At 64.4% G+C, this 19,900-nt stretch carries 15 protein-coding genes; 4 read left to right on the top strand and 11 right to left on the bottom strand.

What is annotated here, in order from left to right; all coding sequences use genetic code 11:
• Positions 1 to 5: 5 nt before the first annotated feature.
• Entirely contained in the window at positions 6 to 2,234 is a 2,229-nt protein-coding gene (locus HNR59_RS16510; RefSeq protein WP_210307389.1) for a TonB-dependent receptor, read from the bottom strand.
• Positions 2,235 to 2,411: 177 nt separating this feature from the next.
• Here HNR59_RS16510 and HNR59_RS16515 point away from each other — a divergent pair, with 177 nt between their 5' ends.
• The 4 genes from HNR59_RS16515 (at position 2,412) to HNR59_RS16530 (ending at position 8,104) form a co-directional block, all read left to right on the top strand.
• Positions 2,412 to 3,032 (top strand): TetR/AcrR family transcriptional regulator, encoded by a 621-nt coding sequence (locus HNR59_RS16515; protein WP_183832134.1) that lies wholly within the window; start codon positions 2,412 to 2,414, stop codon positions 3,030 to 3,032.
• Between the two features lie 98 nt (positions 3,033 to 3,130).
• Positions 3,131 to 5,008: a sigma-54-dependent Fis family transcriptional regulator gene (locus tag HNR59_RS16520; protein WP_183832135.1), complete on the top strand. Its 1,878-nt coding sequence runs from the start codon at positions 3,131 to 3,133 to the stop codon at positions 5,006 to 5,008.
• 163 nt (positions 5,009 to 5,171) lie between these two features.
• Positions 5,172 to 6,245 (top strand): 2,3-butanediol dehydrogenase, encoded by a 1,074-nt coding sequence (locus HNR59_RS16525; protein ID WP_183832136.1) that lies wholly within the window; start codon positions 5,172 to 5,174, stop codon positions 6,243 to 6,245.
• Positions 6,246 to 6,304: 59 nt separating this feature from the next.
• Complete coding sequence (locus HNR59_RS16530; RefSeq protein ID WP_183832137.1) at positions 6,305 to 8,104, top strand: NAD(P)/FAD-dependent oxidoreductase; 1,800 nt, start codon at positions 6,305 to 6,307, stop codon at positions 8,102 to 8,104.
• A 176-nt stretch (positions 8,105 to 8,280) separates the two neighbouring features.
• Here HNR59_RS16530 and HNR59_RS16535 read toward each other — a convergent pair whose 3' ends face one another.
• The 10 genes from HNR59_RS16535 to HNR59_RS16580 form a co-directional block, all read right to left on the bottom strand.
• Positions 8,281 to 10,362 carry an oxidoreductase gene (locus tag HNR59_RS16535; protein WP_183832138.1) on the bottom strand — a complete coding sequence of 694 codons (2,082 nt, stop codon included), beginning with the start codon at positions 10,360 to 10,362 and terminating at the stop codon, positions 8,281 to 8,283.
• Between the two features lie 26 nt (positions 10,363 to 10,388).
• Positions 10,389 to 11,723 (bottom strand): aspartate aminotransferase family protein, encoded by a 1,335-nt coding sequence (locus tag HNR59_RS16540; protein WP_183832139.1) that lies wholly within the window; start codon positions 11,721 to 11,723, stop codon positions 10,389 to 10,391.
• The gene (locus HNR59_RS16545; protein WP_183832140.1) at positions 11,720 to 12,688 is read right to left on the bottom strand and encodes a MurR/RpiR family transcriptional regulator; all 969 of its coding nucleotides are present in this window, start codon (positions 12,686 to 12,688) and stop codon (positions 11,720 to 11,722) included. The genes HNR59_RS16540 and HNR59_RS16545 overlap by 4 nt, the downstream gene beginning before the upstream one ends.
• A 17-nt stretch (positions 12,689 to 12,705) precedes the next feature.
• Positions 12,706 to 13,434 (bottom strand): ABC transporter permease, encoded by a 729-nt coding sequence (locus HNR59_RS16550; RefSeq protein WP_183832141.1) that lies wholly within the window; start codon positions 13,432 to 13,434, stop codon positions 12,706 to 12,708.
• Positions 13,435 to 13,447: 13 nt separating this feature from the next.
• Positions 13,448 to 14,116, bottom strand: a complete 669-nt coding sequence (locus tag HNR59_RS16555) for an ABC transporter permease (protein WP_183832142.1) — start codon at positions 14,114 to 14,116, stop codon at positions 13,448 to 13,450.
• Between the two features lie 154 nt (positions 14,117 to 14,270).
• Positions 14,271 to 15,023, bottom strand: a complete 753-nt coding sequence (locus HNR59_RS16560; RefSeq protein WP_246374777.1) for a transporter substrate-binding domain-containing protein — start codon at positions 15,021 to 15,023, stop codon at positions 14,271 to 14,273.
• Positions 15,024 to 15,046: 23 nt separating this feature from the next.
• Positions 15,047 to 15,817: an ABC transporter ATP-binding protein gene (locus HNR59_RS16565; protein WP_183832143.1), complete on the bottom strand. Its 771-nt coding sequence runs from the start codon at positions 15,815 to 15,817 to the stop codon at positions 15,047 to 15,049.
• Between the two features lie 7 nt (positions 15,818 to 15,824).
• Positions 15,825 to 17,405, bottom strand: coding sequence for an aldehyde dehydrogenase family protein (locus HNR59_RS16570; protein ID WP_183832144.1), 1,581 nt, complete (start codon positions 17,403 to 17,405; stop codon positions 15,825 to 15,827).
• A gap of 223 nt (positions 17,406 to 17,628) precedes the next feature.
• The gene (locus HNR59_RS16575; protein WP_183832145.1) at positions 17,629 to 18,534 is read right to left on the bottom strand and encodes a c-type cytochrome; all 906 of its coding nucleotides are present in this window, start codon (positions 18,532 to 18,534) and stop codon (positions 17,629 to 17,631) included.
• On the bottom strand, positions 18,531 to 19,871 hold the full coding sequence (locus HNR59_RS16580; protein ID WP_183832146.1) for a cytochrome c: 1,341 nt from the start codon (positions 19,869 to 19,871) through the stop codon (positions 18,531 to 18,533). The genes HNR59_RS16575 and HNR59_RS16580 overlap by 4 nt, the downstream gene beginning before the upstream one ends.
• Positions 19,872 to 19,900: the final 29 nt, after the last annotated feature.

A 19,900-nucleotide genomic window follows, 5' to 3' on the forward strand; every position in this document is an offset into this window, starting at 1 on the left:
TTGGGTCAGAAGTCCATCGTGGCTGAGAACAGGAAGGTGCGGGGTGCGCCATAACCACCGGAAAGATCACCGCCGGCCCAGTAGGATTCGTTGGTCACGTTCTGCACCATGGCGCGAAGGGTCAGCGGATTGTCGCCGATCCGCGTGGTGTAGCGCGCGCCCAGATCCAGCGTTGTGAAGTCCGGCACCGTCAGGGTGTTGGTGTTGTTGGCATAGCGCTTGCCGGTATAGCTGATATTGCCGAGCAGGGTCAGGCCCTCAATCGTCCCGACATCATATTCCAGACCGAGCTTGGCCATCACCGAAGGCACGCCGGTGGCGTGTCTGCCCTGCGTCTCCGCCTTGTCCGACTTCGTCACCTTCGCATCGGTATAGGCAATGCCGCCCAGAAGGCGCAGGCCAGACCTTATTTCACCATAGACGCTGAGCTCGACGCCCCGGTTGCGCTGTTCGCCATAGACATCGTAGATCTGGGTGGCCGGATCGATATAGGCGCTGGGCTTCTCGATCTGGAACAGGGCGAGCGACGTGGTGACGCTGCCCATATCCCACTTGGCCCCGACCTCATATTGCGTGGTCTTGTAAGGCTTGAGAATGTCGCCGGAATTGGCTGCGTTGAGCGGCGCGGTGGAGCCCGGGCTCAGACCCTCGATGTAATTGGCGTAAAGCGAAATGCTGTCGGTCGCCTTGTAGACGATGCCGATGCCGGGGGTGAGCCGGCTGGACTCATAGCTGGAAGCAAGCTGTCCGTTCGGCAGATAAAACTGTTCGCGCTTCACGTTCTGGTATCTTGCGCCCACCGTGACCTGCAAACGGTCGTCGAAGGCCTTCATCGTGTCGGAGAAGGCATAGCTGGAGAGATGCTGTTCGATCGCTCCATTCGGCAGAAGCGGCAGGTCGGGCGCCGGCCCGAAATCCAGATCGTTATAATTGGTGTTCCAGAAATTCCGTTTGGCGTTCGTTTCAAACTCGATCCTGGATTTGAAGCCGCTGGCGGACAGGTTCCATTCATGCGTAACGCCGCCCAGCGCAAAATTGCCACGCAGACCCGCCTCGCCGGAATATTGCGTGCCATCCGTCTTCTGGCGGGTGGCCGAAACCGAGATGTCGCCGGCATTGTTCAGCAGCGTCTGAGAGGTGATCAGCGCATCGTAGCCGCCCGAGCGGCGGCCGACGGCGGCATAGGCGGTGATGGAGTCGGTGAGATCGACCTCGCCGCGCAGCACCACGGCATCGGTCTCCGTCGAGTTGAACGCCCATGGAGCGGCCAGCGAATGCTTGCCGTTGCGCGCAGACGGGATTTGGGTGACGGCCGGCGACAGGGAAAGGCCGAAATAGTTGACCCCGTCCATATCTTCCTTCTGCTTGTAGTAGTCGACCGAGAAGCGGGCACGCTCGCCGCGCCAGTCGAGGCCGACCGAGCCGATCTTCATGCCGTGCTTCTCGTCATCGACAGCCGTGTGGCCGTCCCTCAGCACGCCGTTGACGCGGATGCCCCATTCCTTGTTCTCGCCGAAGCGGCGGCCGATATCGGCATGCACGCCCCACAGGCTGTCGGACGAATAGCTGGTCGTCAGCCGGGTCAGCGGCGTGTCCTCGGCCCGCTTCGGAACCAGCGAGACGATGCCGCCGACGCTGCCGGCCGGCGGCATGCCATAGAGGAAGGTGGAGGGGCCTTTCAGGACCTCGATCCTGTCGGCGAATTCGGTCGAGCCGCGCATGTTGGGCGCCATGCCCGCCAGACCGTTGAAGAGCACGTCATCGGCCGAGCTTGAGAAGCCGCGGATGTAGAAGGTCTCGAATATGGTGCGCTTGCTCGGCACATAGACGGAAGGGTCGGTGGCGCCGATCGCCGCTCCGATGTCCTGCGCCTCGCGGTTCTTCACATGGTCGGATGTGTAGGAAACGGTGCTGAAGGGCGTGTCCATGACGTCCTTGTTGCCGAGCAGGCCGACGCCGCTGCCGGTGGCCACCTGCCCGCCCGCATAGGCCGGCGGCTTGCCGCCCTTGCCGTGGATGAGAACGGTGTCGAGGTTGATGGTGCCGTCCTCGTTCTCCTGCTGCTTTTTCGGCGTCTTCTCCGTCTTTTCCCCGGCAGCGGGTTTTGCAGTCCGGCTTTGCGCCATGCCCGGGCCGGTGGTGATGCCGATGGCAAAGGATGAGGCGAACGCCGTGGTCAGAAGCAGCCGCGCGGTGCGCGCGCCAAGAGAGTGTCGTGCAGTCAGGCAGTACATTATGGGGGTCCCCGCGAGAATTAGTTCATACCCATTAACTTAATTGACAAAACCAGTCAACTTTTCCGGCATCAAAACGCAACACACAGAAATCATTGTGAAAATTTGTTTTTCTGGTATATCCGGCTCAAGTGCCCGTGCTTTTTGCTCAGGCACTCAGGTGGGGAAAGGAGAGCCATGATCGGGAGCCATCCTGTAACCGCGAGAGGTCGTCCAAGGACCATCACGCGGGAGCGCCTGAGCGATGCCGGCATCGAGATCACGCTTCCCAATGTCACCATTCTGGGCATTGCCGCGCATCTCGGCGTCAGCGCCAAAGCGCTCTACAAGCATGTCTCCGGCCTTGAGGAGCTGAAGCAGCAGATTGCGGAGGATTTGTTCCTGCGCTGGGAGCTTCCGCCGCCCGCACCCGATGGCGGGGAGGGGCTTGAAAGCTTCATGCTGTCGTTCAGCCAGTCCATGTGGATGCTGGTCGAGCAGCATCCCGGCATCGCGCCCTATATCCTTCGCGAGGACCTGATAACGCCGGCGATGATGCAGAAGATGGAAGAGCACCAGCAAGGTGTCGCGCGCATCTTCGGCATTCCCTTTACGCGGGCGAACTGGCTGTTGTTCATTGTTGCCTATTTCTGCGTTTCGGTCGCCGATACGGTGCTGCCCATCAAGGACGGGCAGGAGGTTCTCCCGCACAGGGGCGGAATGAGGAGAGCAGACTGGACCAAGGCCCAGTACGACCTCGGCGCAAGGGCGCTTATCGTCGGTTCGCTGGCGACCATGGACCAGATTCCGGAAGGCTGACCGGCAGCCGCGCCGACATGCTCACCGCTTCCAGGCCACACATCCCCTGTTGAGTGTCGACACCTCTTGTGCCAACCTGAAGGCGGAGGAGAAAGATCATGGTGTCGGCGCTGTCGCACATCAGGGAGATCGAGCGCGTTGCCATGGGCAGGCCCTCGAACCGGGATCGCCCTGTCATTCAGTCATGGCTGCGTTGCCTCAACGACTACCAGCTCAATCCCGCGCGCCCGCAGGAAGCCTATATCGTGCCCGCCACCCAGTTGCGGGAACATCGCGAGCAGTCGGAAGAGCTGATCCGCATCGGGCGAACCGGGCTCGAAGGGCTGTTCAGGCAGGTGGCAGACCAGAACTACGTGCTTTTGCTGTCCGATGCGCGCGGCGTCACCGTCGAGTTCATGGGCGATCCCACCTTCGACAACCAGCTGCGCAAGGCGGGGCTGTATCTCGGTTCCGAATGGTCGGAGGACCGGGCGGGAACCTGCGCAGTCGGCGCCTGCATCGTCTCGGAAAAGCCCGTCATTATCCATCAGGATGATCATTTCGATGCCTGCCATATCGGCCTGACCTGCACGGCCGCGCCGATCTTCGATACGTTCGGGGACCTGTCGGCGGTGCTCGACATTTCGCAGCTGCGCTCTCCGACCGAGAAGGCCAGCCAGCAGCTCGCGCTGCATCTGGTCGCCTCCACAGCGCGCCGCATCGAGCTTGCGAACCTGATGACGCGGGCGCGGGAAGACTGGGTTCTGCGGCTGGCGCGGCTGCCCGATTTTCTCGATGTCGATCCCGATGCCGCGATCACTATCGACGGCAACGGCATGATCACGGGCATGACCCATGGCGGCTTCGGCGCGGTCGCGCGCTCCATGAACCAGAATACGGTGCCCACGCGGGATTTCATCGGCAAGCCGGTCTCCGACATCTTCGACATCGACATCGACCAGCTTCCCGCCCTGATGCGGGGCAGGCCGAATGGCGAGCGCATGGTGCGGGCGCGCAACGGGCTGGCGCTGTTCGCCAGCGCCATCGCCCCCGTCAGCAGCTTCCGCACTCCCTCGACGATCATCCCGGCACGGCTGCCCGCCGCCCTGCGGCATCTGAGTTTCGGCGATCCGGCCATGGAGGCGTTGCAGGCGCGGGCGGCGAAACTGGCGGACCGCAACCTGCCCATCCTCATCCGGGGCGAAACCGGCAGCGGCAAGGAATATCTGGCCCGCGCCATTCATGACAGCAGCGCGCGATCCGGTCCCTTCGTCGCCGTCAACTGCGCGGCCATCCCCGAGCAGCTCATCGAATCCGAACTGTTCGGCTATGCGCCCGGCGCCTTCACCGGCGCTATGCAGAAGGGCAAGATGGGCCTGATCGAGGCGGCAAACGGCGGAACGCTGTTTCTGGACGAGATCGGCGACATGCCGCTTGCCCTGCAAAGCCGGCTTTTGCGGGTGCTTTCCGAAAACGAAGTGCAGCCGGTGGGAGCGCTCAGGCCGAAGCCGGTCCGGTTCCGGCTGCTTTCGGCATCGCACCGCGATCTTGCCGCCATGGCTGCCGAAGGGCGCTTCCGGGAGGATCTGCTCTACCGGCTGAACGCCGCGACGCTGACGATTCCGCCCCTGCGCCAGAGGCGCGATTTCGACGGGCTCGTCGATCATCTCCTGCGCCGTCACGGCGAGGAGGAGGGCGAGACCATCACCATCGACCTCGCCGCCCGGCGGGCTCTGGCGCGCCATGACTGGCCGGGCAACCTGCGGGAGCTGGACAACACCTTGCGGGTGGCGGCGGCGATGGCGACGGATGCGGCCATCACCGCCGAGTGTCTGCCGGAGCATTTTCAGGCCGAAGCTCTCCCCGGCGGCGGGCAGGTAGACAATGAGGCATTGCGCCGCCAGCTCGGCGAATGCGGCAACAATGTCTCCGAGCTGGCGCGCCGGCTGGGCGTCAACCGCTCCACCATCCATCGCCGGCTGAAACGCCTGCACTGACCCTGCAACAGGTGCAACACCTGTTGCAGCCGGCCTGTTGCATCGTGCGCGCGGGCAATTTTCTGGTTGTTGAGAATATAGAGAAAACAATCGTTTAGGTGTTGGCCTGCATCTGGCACGGCCCTTGCTAACTCTTCCATGGGAGAAAATGGAGGAGACATGCATGCGTGCGTTGCGCTTTTATGCGGCGAAGGATCTGCGGGTGGAGGAGGTAGCCGCGCCGCCCGATCCCGGCCCGGATCAGGTGCTGATCGAAAACCGCTTCTGCGGCATCTGCGGCACCGATCTGCATGAATATGCCTATGGGCCGATCTTCATCCCCACCGAGCCGCATCCGTTCACCGGGGCAAGCGGCCCGCAGGTTCTGGGGCATGAGTTCGGCGGCGTGGTCAAGGCCGTCGGCGCGGATGTGACACATGTGAAGGTGGGCGACCGCGTCTCCGTGCAGCCGCTGATCATGCCGCGGGCGGGAGACTATTTCGCCGATCGCGGGCTTTATCACCTGAGCACCAGCCTCGCGCTGGCCGGTCTCTCCTGGCATTCGGGCGGCATGTCCGGTCAGGCGCTGCTCAACGGCTACAATGTGCAGCCGATCCCTGACGATCTGAGCGACGAGGAGGCGGCACTCATAGAGCCGACGGCCGTGGCGGTCTATGCCTGCGACCGCGGCGGCGTCACCGCCGGCAACAGCGTGCTGGTCACCGGCGCCGGCCCCATCGGCATCCTGACCGCGATGGCGGCAAGGGCGGCCGGCGCATCACAGATCTTCCTGTCCGACCTCAACGACACCCGCCTGCAGCTTGCGCGCGAGAAACTGGGCGAGGTCCGCACCATCAATCCGAAAACCGAGAATGTCGGCGATGTGGTTCGGGCCGAAACGGAAGGGAACGTCGGCTGCGACGTCGCCATAGAATGCGTCGGCAACGAGCACGCGCTGAAGAACTGCACCGATGCCGTGCGCAAGCAGGGCGTCGTGGTGCAGACCGGCCTGCACCCGCATGAGAACCCGCTCAACTGGTTCGATGTCACCTTCAAGGACATCGATATAAGGGGCTCGTGGGCCTATCCCACGCATTACTGGCCGCGTGTGGCGCGGCTGATCGCCAGCGGCCAGATACCGGCGGCCAGAATCGTGACCGCCACGATCGCATTGGAGGATGCGGTCGCGGAAGGGTTCGACCGGCTGCTCGACCCGGCCGGCACCCAGCTCAAGATCCTGATCGATCTGAACAGATAGACACATTTCACGGCCGGTTCCGGGAGGGCCGGCACAACTTTGCATGGGAGGAAATTGCAATGCTTGAGAAAACCCCGACAGTGCGCGTGCAGGCCGTTCTCGACAAGTTCGGCGCGGCGCTGGAAGGCGGCCGCATCGATGAAGCCGTCTCGTTGTTCGCCGACGAATGCTACTGGCGCGATCTCGTCGCCTTCACCTGGAACATCAAAACCGTTGAAGGCCATGACGAGGTGCGCGACATGCTGCAATCCCAGTTGCAGCAGGTGAAGCCAACCAACTGGCAGGTAGCGGAAGGCGAAACCGCGACCGAAGCCGACGGCGTCACCGAAAGCTGGATCTCGTTCGAGACCGAAGTTGCGCGCGGCTATGGTCTCATTCGCCTGAAAAATGGCAGGATCTGGACACTTCTCACCGTCATGTCGGAGCTGAAGGGGCATGAGGAAAAGGCCGGTTTCACCCGGCCGCTCGGTGCCAAGCACGGGCAGAACCTCGGTACGAAAACATGGAAGGAAGAGCGCGAGGAGGAAGAGCGCATGCTGGGCTACGAAAAGCAGCCCTATGTGCTGGTCATCGGCGGCGGGCAGGGCGGCATCGCGCTGGGTGCGCGGCTGCGCCAGCTTGGCGTTCCGACGATCATCGTCGAACGCAACGACCGGCCGGGCGATTCCTGGCGCAAGCGCTACAAGTCGCTCTGCCTGCACGATCCGGTCTGGTACGACCACCTGCCCTATATCGACTTTCCGAAGAACTGGCCCGTCTTCGCGCCCAAGGACAAGATCGGCGACTGGCTGGAATTCTACACCAAAGTCATGGAGCTGAATTACTGGACGCGCTCCACCGTCAAGTCCGCCAAATGGAATGAGGCAGACAAGGAGTGGACGGTCGTCATCGACCGCGATGGCGAGGAAATCGTGGTGCGACCGAAGCAGCTCGTGTTCGCCACGGGCATGTCCGGCAAGCCGAACATCCCGACCGTGAAGGGACAGGACCGCTTCAAAGGCGAGCAGCATCATTCGTCCCGCCATCCGGGCCCGGATGGCTACAAGGGCAAGAAGGTGGTGGTCATCGGCTCCAACAATTCCGCCCATGACATCTGTGCCGCCCTTTATGAGGCCGGCGTCGACGTCACCATGGTGCAGCGATCCTCTACCCATATCGTGCGGTCAGAACCGCTGATGGAACATGGGCTCGGGGCGCTTTACTCAGAGCAGGCGCTGCAAAATGGCGTGACCACCGCCAAGGCGGACCTGATCTTCGCCTCGCTGCCCTATCGCATCATGAACGAGTTCCAGAAACCCATCTACGACAAGATCCGCGAGATCGACGCCGACTTCTACGCGGCGCTCGAAAAGGCCGGCTTCCAGCTCGATTTCGGCGCCGACGGGTCGGGCCTGTTCCTCAAATATCTGCGGCGCGGCTCGGGATACTACATCGACATCGGCGCTTCGCAGCTCATCATCGACGGCAAGATCAGGCTCGCATCCGGCCAGATCGAGGAGATCACCGAGAATTCGGTGAAGCTCGCCAATGGCACGGAGCTGCCCGCCGACGTCATCGTCTATGCCACAGGCTACGGTTCGATGAACGGCTGGGTCGCCGACATCATCGACGCGGAGACGGCGGACAAGGTCGGCAAGGTGTGGGGGCTGGGTTCGGACACGCCCAAGGACCCCGGCCCGTGGGAAGGCGAGCAGCGCAACATGTGGAAGCCGACGCAGCAGGAAGCGCTGTGGTTCCACGGCGGCAACCTGCACCAGTCGCGCCACTACTCGCAATATCTGTCCCTGCAACTGAAGGCGCGCATGGAAGGCATACAGACGCCTGTCTACGGCCTGCAGGAAGTGCATCACACGAAGTGATGTCTTTGGCCGGCGCATGGGTTCAGCCGAACCCGTGCGCCGGTTTCCCGCCCGGCCAGCAGCCATGGGCGGGAGCTTTGTCCTTCTGGGGAGAACTTCCCTGTCGGTACGGATGCGGGGAACGGTCCGCAAGCCTGACTGGCCTGCGGACCGTTCCGTTATCTTCCGAACGGGTTTTATGCCCAGTGGCGGCGCAGCGGCGCGGCTTGCGGCAGTTCGCGCGGCAGGTCTTCGGCCGCCACCACTTCCGCATCCAGTTCGCGGGCGAAGCGATGGCCCCAGTAGGTCGCGGCCTGAATGGTGGAGGGAGCATAGACGTCGCCGATGCGGCGCAGCGTCGAGATGCCGGCTTCCTCCAGTTTTTCGGGCGCTGCCGCCAGTTCCTCGTAAAGCCCTTCGCGCGGCAGGCGCGCGGTGACGGTCACGATGCCGCCGGCCTTCAGCCTGCGCGTGGTGCCGGGCAGATAATCGAGGATCTCGACGCTGTCGGTGCCGAAGGAGGTGACCGTCGCCGAGGTGACGACGGCAATGCCCTGACGCGCCAGCCGTTTGGCGATGTGACCCTGCTCCAGCGTGTTCACGGTCCAGGCGGAGGGAATGTTGGCGGGGGTGACCAGCGTCACCTCCAGCCCCCATGAGCGGCACAGTTCCGCCAGCACGCCGCCCATATAGTAGTGGTCGTCGTCGAACACCACGACCGGACCTTCGGGGCGCTTGCCGTTCATCAGGTCGTCTGGCGTGAACACGCGCGGATCGTCGAAGCCGGGAATGGGCGCGCCATGGTCGCGGCCGACGCCGTCGCGACGCCATTCGGCGCCGGTGGCGATGGCGACATGGCCGGCGCCGAAGGCCAGCACGTCTTCAGCGGTCAGCGGGCTGTCGCGGTAGATATGCACATTGGGCATGACGGAAAGCTGGGTGACGCGCCAGTCGCGCACGCGGCCCCATTCGGAAAGGCCGGGCAGGCGCGCTTCGCGGCTCACCCGCCCGCCAAGCTCGGTGCCGGCTTCGGCCAGATGCACCTCATAGCCGCGGCGGCCGGCGGCAAGGGCCGCCTCAAGACCGGCAGGGCCGGCGCCCACCACCAGCACGGTGTGGTCCGATCCCTTCGGCGCGATGCGTTCCGGGTGCCAGCCGCGCCGCCATTCCTCGCCCATGGTAGGGTTCTGGGTGCAGCGCAGATTGGTGTTGGTGTAGTCCGACGACACGCACATGTTGCAGCCGATGCATTCGCGGATTTCGTCGAAGCGGCCTTCCTCGATCTTCTTCGGCAGGAAGGGATCTGCAATCGAAGGACGCGCCGCGCCGATGAAATCGAGCACGCCGGACTTCACCAGGCTGACCATGCGGTCGGGCGAGGTGTAGCGGCCGACGCCGACCACCGGCTTCGTGGTCACCGACTTCACCCAGCGGGTGAAATCCTCCTGATAGCCTTCCTTCTGGAAGCGCGAGGTGGCGCTGTCGTTCGACCATGTCGAGACGTTGACGTCCCACAAATCCGGCAGTTCGGCCAGCCGCTCGACCACGTCGCGGCCTTCGCCGTCGCTGGTGATGCCGTCGGCGCCGATCATCTCGTCCACGGCGAAGCGCAACGCCACCGCGCAGCGGTCGCCGACCGCTTCCCTGGTGTCTTCCAGCACCTCGCGCAGCAGGCGCACGCGGTTTTCGAAATTGCCGCCATATTCGTCGATGCGGTCGTTCTTGCGGGCCTGCAGGAAGTGCATCGGCAGGCTGAGATCATGCGAGGCATAGACATAGATCACGTCGAAATCCGCCTTCTTCGCCCGCAGCGCCGCCTCGCGGTGCCAGCGGCGGAAATCGGCGATGTCGGATTTGTCCATGCGCCGCGCCTGCACCGGCGCGTAGTAGATGATCGGCCGGTGCGACGGGGCCAGCGGCATCTCGCGCGACGACCAGTTGGCCGAGGATGCGCCGTGATGCATGATCTCCACGGCGGCCAGCGAATTGTGCGCATGCACCGCCTCGGCCATCAGCGCCAGCGCCGGCACATCGGCATCCGACCACAGGCGGCCCTCGTGGAATGGCTCGCAATCGCCGGTCGGGTGGATCTCCACCTCTTCCGTGCTGACCACCGCCCAGCCGCCTTCGGCCTTCACGCCGCGCAATTCCGCCAGCGCCTGCGGCTGCGTCCATCCCATGCCGTTGCAATGCGGCACCTGATAGAAGCGGTTGCGGGCGGTGACGGGTCCGATGCGGACGGGTTCAAACAGGATATCGTAGCGGGGATCACGCGCCATCTTACTACCTTGTGTAATACTGGGTTTCAGTTCACTGCCGCGAGTGCGGCGTCCACGGCCTCGCCGAGGCGCGAGACGATCTCTTCAATGTCAGAGGTGGTGACGATGTAGGGGGGAGCCAGCAGGATGTGGTCGCCCGCGCGGCCGTCGACGCAGCCGGCGCCGGGATAGACCATCAGCCCGCGTGCAAAGGCTTCCGCCCTGATGCGCTGGTTGAGCTTCAGGGCGGGGTCGAAAGGCGACTTTTCCGCCCGGTCGCGCACCAGCTCGATGGCCTGAATGAGGCCGCGCCCGCGAATGTCGCCGACATGGTGGTTGTTGCCGAAACGGCCATGCAGGGCGCGGTTCAGGTCTTCGCCGCGTGCGCGCACATTGGCCAGAAGATCGTCGCGCAGGATCACCTCCTGCACGGCCAGCGAGGCGGCGCAGGCCACAGGATGCGCGGAATAGGTCAGGCCGTGCTGGAATACGCCCGAGCCGTTGTAGAAGCCCTCATAGACCTTGTCGGAGCAGATGACGGCGGCGATCGCCTGATAGCCGCCGCCCAGACCCTTGGCGAGGGTGACGATGTCGGCGGCGACGCCCTCGGCATGGGCGGCGAGGAAGGTGCCGGTGCGTCCGGCCCCGCACATCACCTCGTCGAGGATGAGCAGCACGCCATGACGGTCGCAGATCTCGCGGATGCGCTTCAGATAGCCGGGTGCGGGCGCAACCGCGCCGGTGGTGGCGCCGACGACCGTTTCGGCGATGAAGGCCATCACCGTTTCGGGACCCAGTTCGACGATCTGCTTTTCAAGGGCTGCGGCGGCGCGTGCGCCATAGGCTTCCGGCGTCTCGCCGGGTCCCGCGTGGCGGTAGAAGAAGCAGGGCTCGATGAAGGAGGCATCGGCCAGCAGCGGCGCATAGGGCTCGCGCCGCCAGCGGTTGCCGCTCACCGAGAGCGCGCCCAGCGTGTTGCCGTGGTAGCTGAAATGGCGGGAGATGACCTTCGTGCGCTGCGGCTGGCCGCGTTCCAGCCAGTACTGGCGCGCCATCTTCAGCGCGGTCTCGGTGGCTTCCGAGCCGCTGTCGACGAAATAGACGTGGTTGAGGTCGCCGCCGCAGTTTTCCGCCACGCGCGCGGCCAGCTTTTCGGCGGCTTCCGTGGTGAAGAAGGAGGTGTGGATATAGGCCGCCTGCTTCGCCTGCGCGGCCATGGCCTCCAGAACCGCCGGATGGCCGTGGCCGAGGCAGGAAACGGCAGCGCCGCCGCAGGCGTCGATATAGGTCCGGCCCTCCGCATCCCTGAGCGTGATGCCGTCACCACCCGCCACATAGGGCAGGGCGGATTTCAGGGCGCGGTGAAAGACATGCGTGGTCATGAGTTATTTCCGGTGGTGGGGGGAGGACTTGATTTCGATGCAATGCCGGGAGTGGGGCTGCGGGCGTTGGCCGCCACATAAGTGTCGGCGGCGTAGAGGCTTTCCTCCACCCGGGTCAGATGCTCGGTCGCCCTGACGCCCAGATGGCGCATCATGCCGGCGGTCAGCGATTCAGCCAGTGCGGTGGCTGCGGTGATGGTGGGGAAGAAGGAGGGGCTTGCCGTCTCGAACAGCAGAACATGCTCGGCCACATCGCTCAGCGGCGTGACGCGGCTGTCGGCCAGCGAGATCAGCCCCGCGCCCGAGCGCTTCACGGCACCCGCCACCAGCAGGGAATCGCGCGAATAGGGGCTGAAATTGATCGACAGCACCACGTCCTTCTCGTTGAGCGTGGCCAGCTCGGTGACCAGCGAGGAGCCGGACGCTTCGCTCAGATGCACACCGTCGCGGAACAGGCGCGAAATATAGGTGAAGGTCAGCCCCGGCGCGCGGCAGGACAGGAAGGCGGCGACATAGATGCGCGGCGCTTCGGCCAGCCGGCGCACCGCCGCATCGAAGGTGGCCGCGTCGTTGATCAGGCCAAGGCGCGTCGTATCCACTGCCAGCGTGCTGGCCATGCGGCCAAGCAGGCTTTCCTCGTCGGCGCCTTCGACCAGCGCCGAGGCGCCGCGCGCATAAAGCCCCGGCGAGCCGCGATAGGAGGCGACATAGATTTCGCGCAGCGACGACCAGTCCGGGAAGCCGAGCGCCCGGGCAAGGCGCACCAGCGTTGCCGGGGCCACGCCGATCGACATGGCGATGTCGCGCATCGAGGATGTCACCACCACGTCGGGGTGATCGAGAATGAAGCGGGCGCCGGCGGCAAGCTGTGCCGGCATGGCCGGTATCTGCTCGTGGATGGTCGCGGTCAGCTCGTCCATCGACATGGTTGCCGAAAGGTCGCGCTCGTTGTTGTCTTTTGCCATGTTGCGCCTGCTCCTCGTCATGCTGCGCCGGGGAGGTGGCGGGACAGGTGTCTTTCCAGATAACCGAACAGACGCGCCATGATGGCCACGACGATGAGATAGATCACCGCGATCGCGATATAGGCCGTGACGTCGTAAGTGCGGGAAAAGATCCTGTTGCCCACTCCCATCAGGTCGAGCAGGGTAACGGTGGAAGCAATCGCAGTCGCCTTGAAAGTGAAGATCACCTCGTTGAACAGCGAAGGCAGCGCCTGACGGAAGGCAAGCGGCAGGACGATGCGGCGCTGTAACGGCCAGTAGCCCATGCCCTGCGCCAGCGCGGCCTCCTGCAGGCCGCGCGGCACCGACTGCAGGCCGCCGCGCAGGTCCTCGGCCATGTAGGCGGCATTGTTGAGGGTGAACGCGACCAGCACCAGCAGGAAAGGCGATGACAAAAGCGGCCACCACATGCTCTGCCTGAGCGCGCCGACATTGCCGCCGTAAAGCTCCAGCAGCGCCGCCGGCAGGCCGAAATAGACGAGGAACACCTGCACGTAGAGCGGCGAGCCGCGAAACACCACCGAGAAGGCCTGCGCTGGCCAGCGCAGCCAGCTGTTTTCAGACGAGCAGGCGAGCGAGATCGGCAGCGCCGCCAGAAAGCCGAGACCGCAGGAGGCGGCGACCAGCGCGAGCGCCAGCCACAGGCCGTTGAGAAGTTCGCGCCAGTGCTCGCCATACATGCCGGCAAGGGTGGAGAAGAATGTCATGGCCGTTTCCTCCCTATGCCGCCAGGCCGCGCCGCGAGCGGCGCTCCATCGCCTGCAGGCCGGCGGAAGAGACGACTGAGATCACCACGTAGAGCAGGGCCGCCGCGCCGTAGAAGGTGAACGGGTCCTTGGTCACCGAGGTCGCCATCTGCGCCTTGCGCATCAGCTCCTGCAGGCCGATCACCGCCACCAGCGAGGTGTCCTTCAACAGCACCAGCCACAGATTGCCGAGGCTGGGCAGGGACAGGCGCACGATCTGCGGAAACCGGATGCGGCGCAGGATCAGCCATGGGCCCATGCCGCTGGCCATCGCTGCCTCCACCTGTCCTTTGGGAATGCCGCGCCATGCGCCGCGGAACACTTCCGACGAGTAGGCGCAGAAGATCAGCGACAGGGCGATGACGCCGGCCATGAACGGACCGACCTCGATGCGCTGTCCGCTCAGCGCCATCAGCAGCTGCGGCAGGCCGAAATAGACGATCAGGATGACGAGCAGTTCGGGCAGGGCCCGGAACAGATTGGCGAAGCCGAAGCCGGCAGCGCGCAGCAGGCGGCTGTCGGAAACTTTTGCCAGCATCGTCGCGAAACCCAGCGCGCTGCCCAGCAGCGAGGCGCAGACGGCAAGCTGAATGGTCAGCCACGCGCCGGCGAGAAGCTGCGCGCCGAAGCCCTGCAAATCCATTCGAAGCCTCCTTGCCTGCTGTGGTCCTGCGGCCATGGCCCCGCACGTGCGATGCGCCGTGCCTGTCGGGACAGATGGTCACGTGATGCGGTGGGCGATGCGGGAGACGGCCGAGCCAGTGATGGCCGCCCCCGCTTCGCTTTCCTCCCGGCTGTCAGCGCAGCGGGAAGTCGAAATATTTCTGGCTGAGGGTGGCGAATGTGCCGTCTGCGACAATGGCGTCGAGCGCCTTGTTCAGGTCTGCCAGCAGCGCGCTGTCGCCCTTGCGCACGCCGATGCCGATGCCTTCGCCCAGCAGCTGATCGCTGACCGTTTCGCCGATCTGCACGAATTCGTCGCCTCCATGATCCTTCAGCCATGGGCTGAGTTCCGTCGCATCGCCGAAGGCGGCGTCGAGGCGGCCGTTCTTCAGATCGAGGAACAGGTCGTCGGAAGACACATAGGTCTGGATGGTGGCGACATCGGCGAACTTGGCGTCGACATAGATGGCGTTGACCGTCTCGCGCACCGCGCCCAGCATCTTGCCCTTCAGGCCCTCGGGGCTGAATTCAAGACCGGCATCGGCCCGGCCGATCAGCATGCCCTTGGACATGTAGTAAGGCTCGGTGAAGTCGATCTGCTGGCGGCGGGCCTCGGTGATGGTCATCGACGACATCAGCACGTCGAACTTGCCGCCCTGAAGGGCGGGGATGATTCCCTGCCAGTCCTGCGTGGTCCATTCGCAGCTGCGGTTCATCTTCTCGCAAAGCGCATTGCCGATATCGACATCGAAGCCGGCGACCTTGCCATCGGCCCCGACATAGTTGAACGGCGCATAGGCGCCCTCGGTGCCCATTCGCAGCACGTCCTGCGCGTGCGCGGCACTGGCAATAAGGCTGGCCATGGCCAGCAAAATCAGTCTTTTCATGTTTTTCCTCTCCCAAAAAAACGTTATGCGGAAACGCGGGCCAGAAACTGCGCCAGACGCTCCGAACGCGGTCCGCCGAACAGTTCGGCCGGCGCACCCTCCTCCTCCACAAGGCCCTGACTGAAGAACATGACCTTGCTGGAAACCTCGCGGGCGAAGGCCATTTCATGGGTCACGACGATCATCGTGCGCCCTTCCTCCGCCAGCATGCGCATGACGCGCAGCACCTCGCCCACCAGTTCCGGATCGAGAGCCGAGGTCGGCTCGTCGAACAAAAGAACCTCCGGGTCCACGCACAGCGTGCGGGCAATCGCCACGCGCTGCTGCTGTCCGCCCGAAAGCTGCGAGGGGTAGTGGCCGTGCTTGTCGGCCAGCCCCACCCGCTCCAGCAGCGCCATGCCCTTGTCGATCGTCTCGGCGCGGGGGCGCTTCAGCACATGGATCGAAGCCTCGATGACGTTTTGCAGAACCGTCATGTGCGGCCACAGGTTGAAGTTCTGGAACACCATGCCGACGCGGGTGCGCATGCGCCGCAACTGCGCCTTGTCGGCCGGCTCCGCGCCGCGTGCCGTCCGCTTCAGCCGCACCGGCTCGCCAAACAGGCTGATTTCACCGGCAGAAGGCGTTTCCAGAAAATTGATGCAGCGCAGGAAGGTGCTCTTGCCCGAGCCCGACCCGCCGATGATGGCGACGACATCGCCCTTATTGGCGGTCAGGCTGACACCCTTGAGCACTTCAAGGCTGGCATAGCTCTTGCGCAGATCGCGGACGACCAGAGGTGTGGCGGAGATCATCGCGGGATCAGGCGTTTGCCGGCTGGCCGAACACGGTCAGGCTCTGCTCGCGCATGAACTGCGGCAGATACCAGCTTCCGAGACCGCCCTTGCCGGTGGTGCCCGAACCCTTCCAGCCGCAGAAGGTCTGGATGCCCGGCCATGCGCCGGTAGTCGCGCCGGTTGCACGGTTGGCATAGAGCACGCCCGCCTGAATGGTGTTCAGGAAGGTTTCCAGCGTGGCCTTGCTTTGCGTATAGATGCCGCTGGTCAGGCCATAGGCGTCGCGGTTGGCATCGGCGATGGCGGCGTCGAGCGAGGTGAATTCCTGCAAAGACATGAACGGCAGGAACAGTTCCTCGCGGTTGATGGCGTGGTCGGCGTCAAGGTCGGCCACCAGCGTCGGCTCCACAAACAGGCCGCGCGCCATGAAACCTTTGGTCAGGCGCTTGCCGCCGGCCAGCAGTTTGCCGTCGCGGGCGGCGTCGGCCGCCGCCTTTTCAAAGCGGGCGATGGCCTTGTCGTTGATCACCGGCCCCATATAGACATCGGCCCGGCGCGGATCGCCGATGACGATGGTCGCCATCTGGGCCAGCAGCTTTTCAACGAAAGCCGCGCGCACCGCACTGGCCACATAGACCTTGGAGAGTGCGCTGCATTTCTGTCCCTGAAGGCCGAAGGCGGAACGCATGACGCCGGCGGCGGCGACATCGAGATCGGCGTCGGCGGCCACGAAGGTGGAGTTCTTGCCGCCCATCTCGGCCAGCACCGGCCTGGCCGCGCGGCCTGAGGTGTAGCGGCGCAGCAGTTCCATGCCGACGCCGTTGGAGCCGGTGAAGGCGATGCCATCGACGCCCGGATGCTCCGCCAGCGCCTTGCCGACCTCGGCGCCGCCATAGACGAGGTTGAACGCACCTGCCGGCAGGCCGGCCTCAAGGAAGCATTCGGCCAGCAGGCGGCCGGTCAGCGCGCTCATTTCATTGGGCTTGAACACCACCGCATTGCCGCCGAGAAGGGCAGCGGTGGACATGCCGATGGACAAGGCCACGGGGAAATTGAACGGCGCGATGACGGCGAACACGCCATAGGGGCGCAGGCGCGACCAGCTGCGCTCCTGCGGCAGGGCCTTGTTGCCCTCTGCCTCGTAGCCATTGTTGCGCTCCAGTTCGCCGCTGTAATAGCGGATCAGGTCGATGGCTTCCTCGACCTCGCCGACGGCCTCCATGCGCGACTTGCCCACTTCGACCAGACAGGCGGCGGAGATCGGATATTTGCGCTCTTCGACAAGATCGGCGGCCCGGCGCAGCCGTGCCACGCGCTCCTGCCATGCAAGGGCCGACCATTCGGCAGCGCCGGAGCGGGCGGCAGCAACCGCGCGGTCCACCGTGGCAGTGTCGCAGGCCGCAAAACGGCCAAGCACGATGTCTCTGTCGATCGGCGAGGCGATGGAGAAGGTTTCGGTGCCCGCCACATCCTGCCCACCGATGGAGGCAGCGTGGCTGCGGCCCAGCGTTTCCGCGGCCAGATGTTCAAGCTCGGCATCGAGGCGCGCATGAACGCCGGAAAAATCCTCACCCAGATTCGTGTAGGTAACGCGTGGCAATGACATCAATGCCCTCCTCCCTGCAGTTTTCCGCCAGCCGGCCGTCGCCGGATGTGCGTGGAACAATTGTTTTTCTGATAGCACTGAAAAAACAATTGTTCAACATCTGTTGTGGACGGTGCATCTGTTTCGTGGGGAGAAGCGAGGGGAGAGGCATTAGAAAATGCCTCGGAAACGTACAAAGGCGCCGCAGGATGCAGCGCCTTTGCTTCGGCCAGCCGGTGCCTGCTCAGTAGCGGGCATCATTTGGCTTCTTGCCGTTCGGCCAGTCGTTCACCTTCGGGGCGAAGTCGGGGCGCGGCATGTGGGTGAAATATTCCGACACGTCGATCGCTTCCTGATCGCTCAGCACGCCGCCTTGTCCAAGCTGGCCATCCAGATGCATGGAGGGCGGCATCGCCCATTTCACGAACTGGGCGGCCTTGTAGGTGCGGGCGAGACCCGCGCCGATGTTGAAGCTTTCCTCGCCCCACAGCGGCGGGAAGATGATGTCGCCAAACTGGTCGCGCATGCCCTGGCCATCGGTGCCGTGGCAGGCTGCGCATTTCAGCGCATAGATCGCCTTGCCTTTATCCGGATCGGGAACGAGGCTTTCGTCGATCGCGCCGGCATTGACGATATCGACGCGGTGGTCTTTCGCCACGCCCTGCCGCAGCCAGTCCATATAGGCGATCATCGCCTTCATTTCCCGGCCATCGCGATCGAGCGGCTTGCCGTTCATCGAGCGCTGGAAGCACCCGTTGATGCGCATTTCCAGATCCACCTCCTTGCCCGCGCGCGGCATCACGCGCGGGTAGAAGTTGACGGTGTTGATATAGCCGTTGGCGGCATCGATCTTGCCGTCGAGCAGGTGGCAGGAGTTGCAGTTCATCGCGGCACCGACATTGTCGGGCAGAAGGCGCGCCGTATCCGCCAGCAGCCGCTTGCCATAGATGATCTCGTCGGCATTGGGCTGGGCGAGGATGGCCTTGTCGGCCGGCACCACATAGCGTCCAACCTCATTGTTGTCGGCATCGAGCACGGCGAAGCTCGCCGGTGGCGGCGCGTCCGTGTTCGGGCGGCTGGCAATCCATCCGGCGGCGCTGGCGGCGATGGCGAGCAGGGCGGCACCGGCAATCAGGAACGACTTTCTCATTGCGCAGCCTCCGGTGCGTAGTGAACGGGCTTGTGGGCGATTTCCTTACGCATGCGGGCAATGTCGGCCTCGCTCACCGCGCTGGCATGGTTGCCCCAGGAATTGCGGATGAAGGTCATCAGCTCGGCCAGATCGGCATTGGACAGATGCGCGAAGCCCGGCATGGTGAAAGCCATGCTGTGTTCGGGCGTCGAGGGCATGCGCCCGCCCGCCAGCGTCACCTGAATGAGCGAGCTTGGATCATCGGCGAACACCATGGAGTTGCCGGCAAGGGCGGGATAGACCTCAGGCGCGCCCTTGCCGTCCAGCCTGTGGCATGCGGTGCAGTGCTCGACATAGGTCATGGCGCCCGGAGCCGAAAAATCGCCGTTGCGCAGCGCTGCCGTGGTGACGTCTTCCTTCGGCGCCCATTGCTCGCGCCCCGGCCGGGGCGGCAGGGATTTCAGGTAGCGCGCGATTGCCGTGAGATCCTCGTCGCCGAGATATTGCAGCGAGTGCTCGACCACATCGGACATGGAGCCGAACGCGGCGGTGCGTTTGTTGCGCCCGGTCCTCAGGAAGGTCACCAGCTCGTCCTCGGTCCACGTTACGAGGCCGGTGTCTTCATTGCGCAGGTTCTTGGCGTACCAGCCTTCCAGAACCGAGCCGGAGAGGAACCGGCCGGAGCCGTCGTCCTTCAGCGCCTTTTCTTCATAGGCAAGGCCGCGGGGCGTGTGGCAGGCGCCGCAATGCGCCAGCCCTTCGACCAGATAGGCGCCGCGCGCCACCAGCGGATCGTCGCTCTCAGGCGCCTGGAAAGCGCGGGGCTGCGCGAACAGCAACTGCCACCACGCCAGCGGCCAGCGCATCGAGGCCGGCCATGGAATGGTGGTCGGCTGGTTCTGCTTGGCGACCGGCTTCACCGCGCTCATGAAATAGGCGTACATCGCCTCGATGTCGGCATCCGACACCACCTGATAGGAGGCGAAGGGCATGGCCGGGTAAAGGTGCACGCCGTCCGGGCGCATGCCCTTGCGCACCGCGCGCTCGAAATCGCCATAGTCGTAAGCGCCGATGCCGGTTTTACGGTCGGGCGTGATGTTGGTGGCGTAGATGGTGCCGAGCGGGGTCTGCAGCCCGAGGCCGCCCGCATAGGGCGCGCCGCCGGGTGCGGTGTGGCAGGCCACGCAATCGCCCGCCCGGGCCAGATATTCGCCGCGCGCAATCAGGTCGGGATCGGCGATATCGACCTTGCGGTCCTGTTTCGGTGCGAACCAGGTGGGGGTGGAAGCTGCCACGCCCCACCCGATCGCCAGAGCCGACAATCCGGCAAGAAGGGCAAGTTTTACGACTCTCATGATGTCCTCGTCTGATGAGACGGGGCCAT

It is taken from the genome of Aquamicrobium lusatiense (assembly GCF_014201615.1).
GTDB lineage: Bacteria > Pseudomonadota > Alphaproteobacteria > Rhizobiales > Rhizobiaceae > Mesorhizobium > Mesorhizobium lusatiense.

Bases quoted from the DNA above. Each gene is read 5' to 3' on its own strand.
- HNR59_RS16510 (WP_210307389.1), bottom strand. From the start codon at position 2,234: ATGTACTGCCTGACTGCACGACACTCTCTTGGCGCGCGCACCGCGCGG.
- HNR59_RS16555 (WP_183832142.1), bottom strand. From the start codon at position 14,116: ATGGATTTGCAGGGCTTCGGCGCGCAGCTTCTCGCCGGCGCGTGGCTG.
- HNR59_RS16575 (WP_183832145.1), bottom strand. From the start codon at position 18,534: ATGAGAAAGTCGTTCCTGATTGCCGGTGCCGCCCTGCTCGCCATCGCC.
- HNR59_RS16515 (WP_183832134.1), top strand. From the start codon at position 2,412: ATGATCGGGAGCCATCCTGTAACCGCGAGAGGTCGTCCAAGGACCATC.
- HNR59_RS16520 (WP_183832135.1), top strand. From the start codon at position 3,131: ATGGTGTCGGCGCTGTCGCACATCAGGGAGATCGAGCGCGTTGCCATG.
- HNR59_RS16530 (WP_183832137.1), top strand. From the start codon at position 6,305: ATGCTTGAGAAAACCCCGACAGTGCGCGTGCAGGCCGTTCTCGACAAG.
- HNR59_RS16535 (WP_183832138.1), bottom strand. From the start codon at position 10,362: ATGGCGCGTGATCCCCGCTACGATATCCTGTTTGAACCCGTCCGCATC.
- HNR59_RS16565 (WP_183832143.1), bottom strand. From the start codon at position 15,817: ATGATCTCCGCCACACCTCTGGTCGTCCGCGATCTGCGCAAGAGCTAT.
- HNR59_RS16570 (WP_183832144.1), bottom strand. From the start codon at position 17,405: ATGTCATTGCCACGCGTTACCTACACGAATCTGGGTGAGGATTTTTCC.
- HNR59_RS16550 (WP_183832141.1), bottom strand. From the start codon at position 13,434: ATGACATTCTTCTCCACCCTTGCCGGCATGTATGGCGAGCACTGGCGC.
- HNR59_RS16525 (WP_183832136.1), top strand. From the start codon at position 5,172: ATGCGTGCGTTGCGCTTTTATGCGGCGAAGGATCTGCGGGTGGAGGAG.
- HNR59_RS16580 (WP_183832146.1), bottom strand. From the start codon at position 19,871: ATGAGAGTCGTAAAACTTGCCCTTCTTGCCGGATTGTCGGCTCTGGCG.
- HNR59_RS16560 (WP_246374777.1), bottom strand. From the start codon at position 15,023: ATGAAAAGACTGATTTTGCTGGCCATGGCCAGCCTTATTGCCAGTGCC.
- HNR59_RS16545 (WP_183832140.1), bottom strand. From the start codon at position 12,688: ATGGCAAAAGACAACAACGAGCGCGACCTTTCGGCAACCATGTCGATG.
- HNR59_RS16540 (WP_183832139.1), bottom strand. From the start codon at position 11,723: ATGACCACGCATGTCTTTCACCGCGCCCTGAAATCCGCCCTGCCCTAT.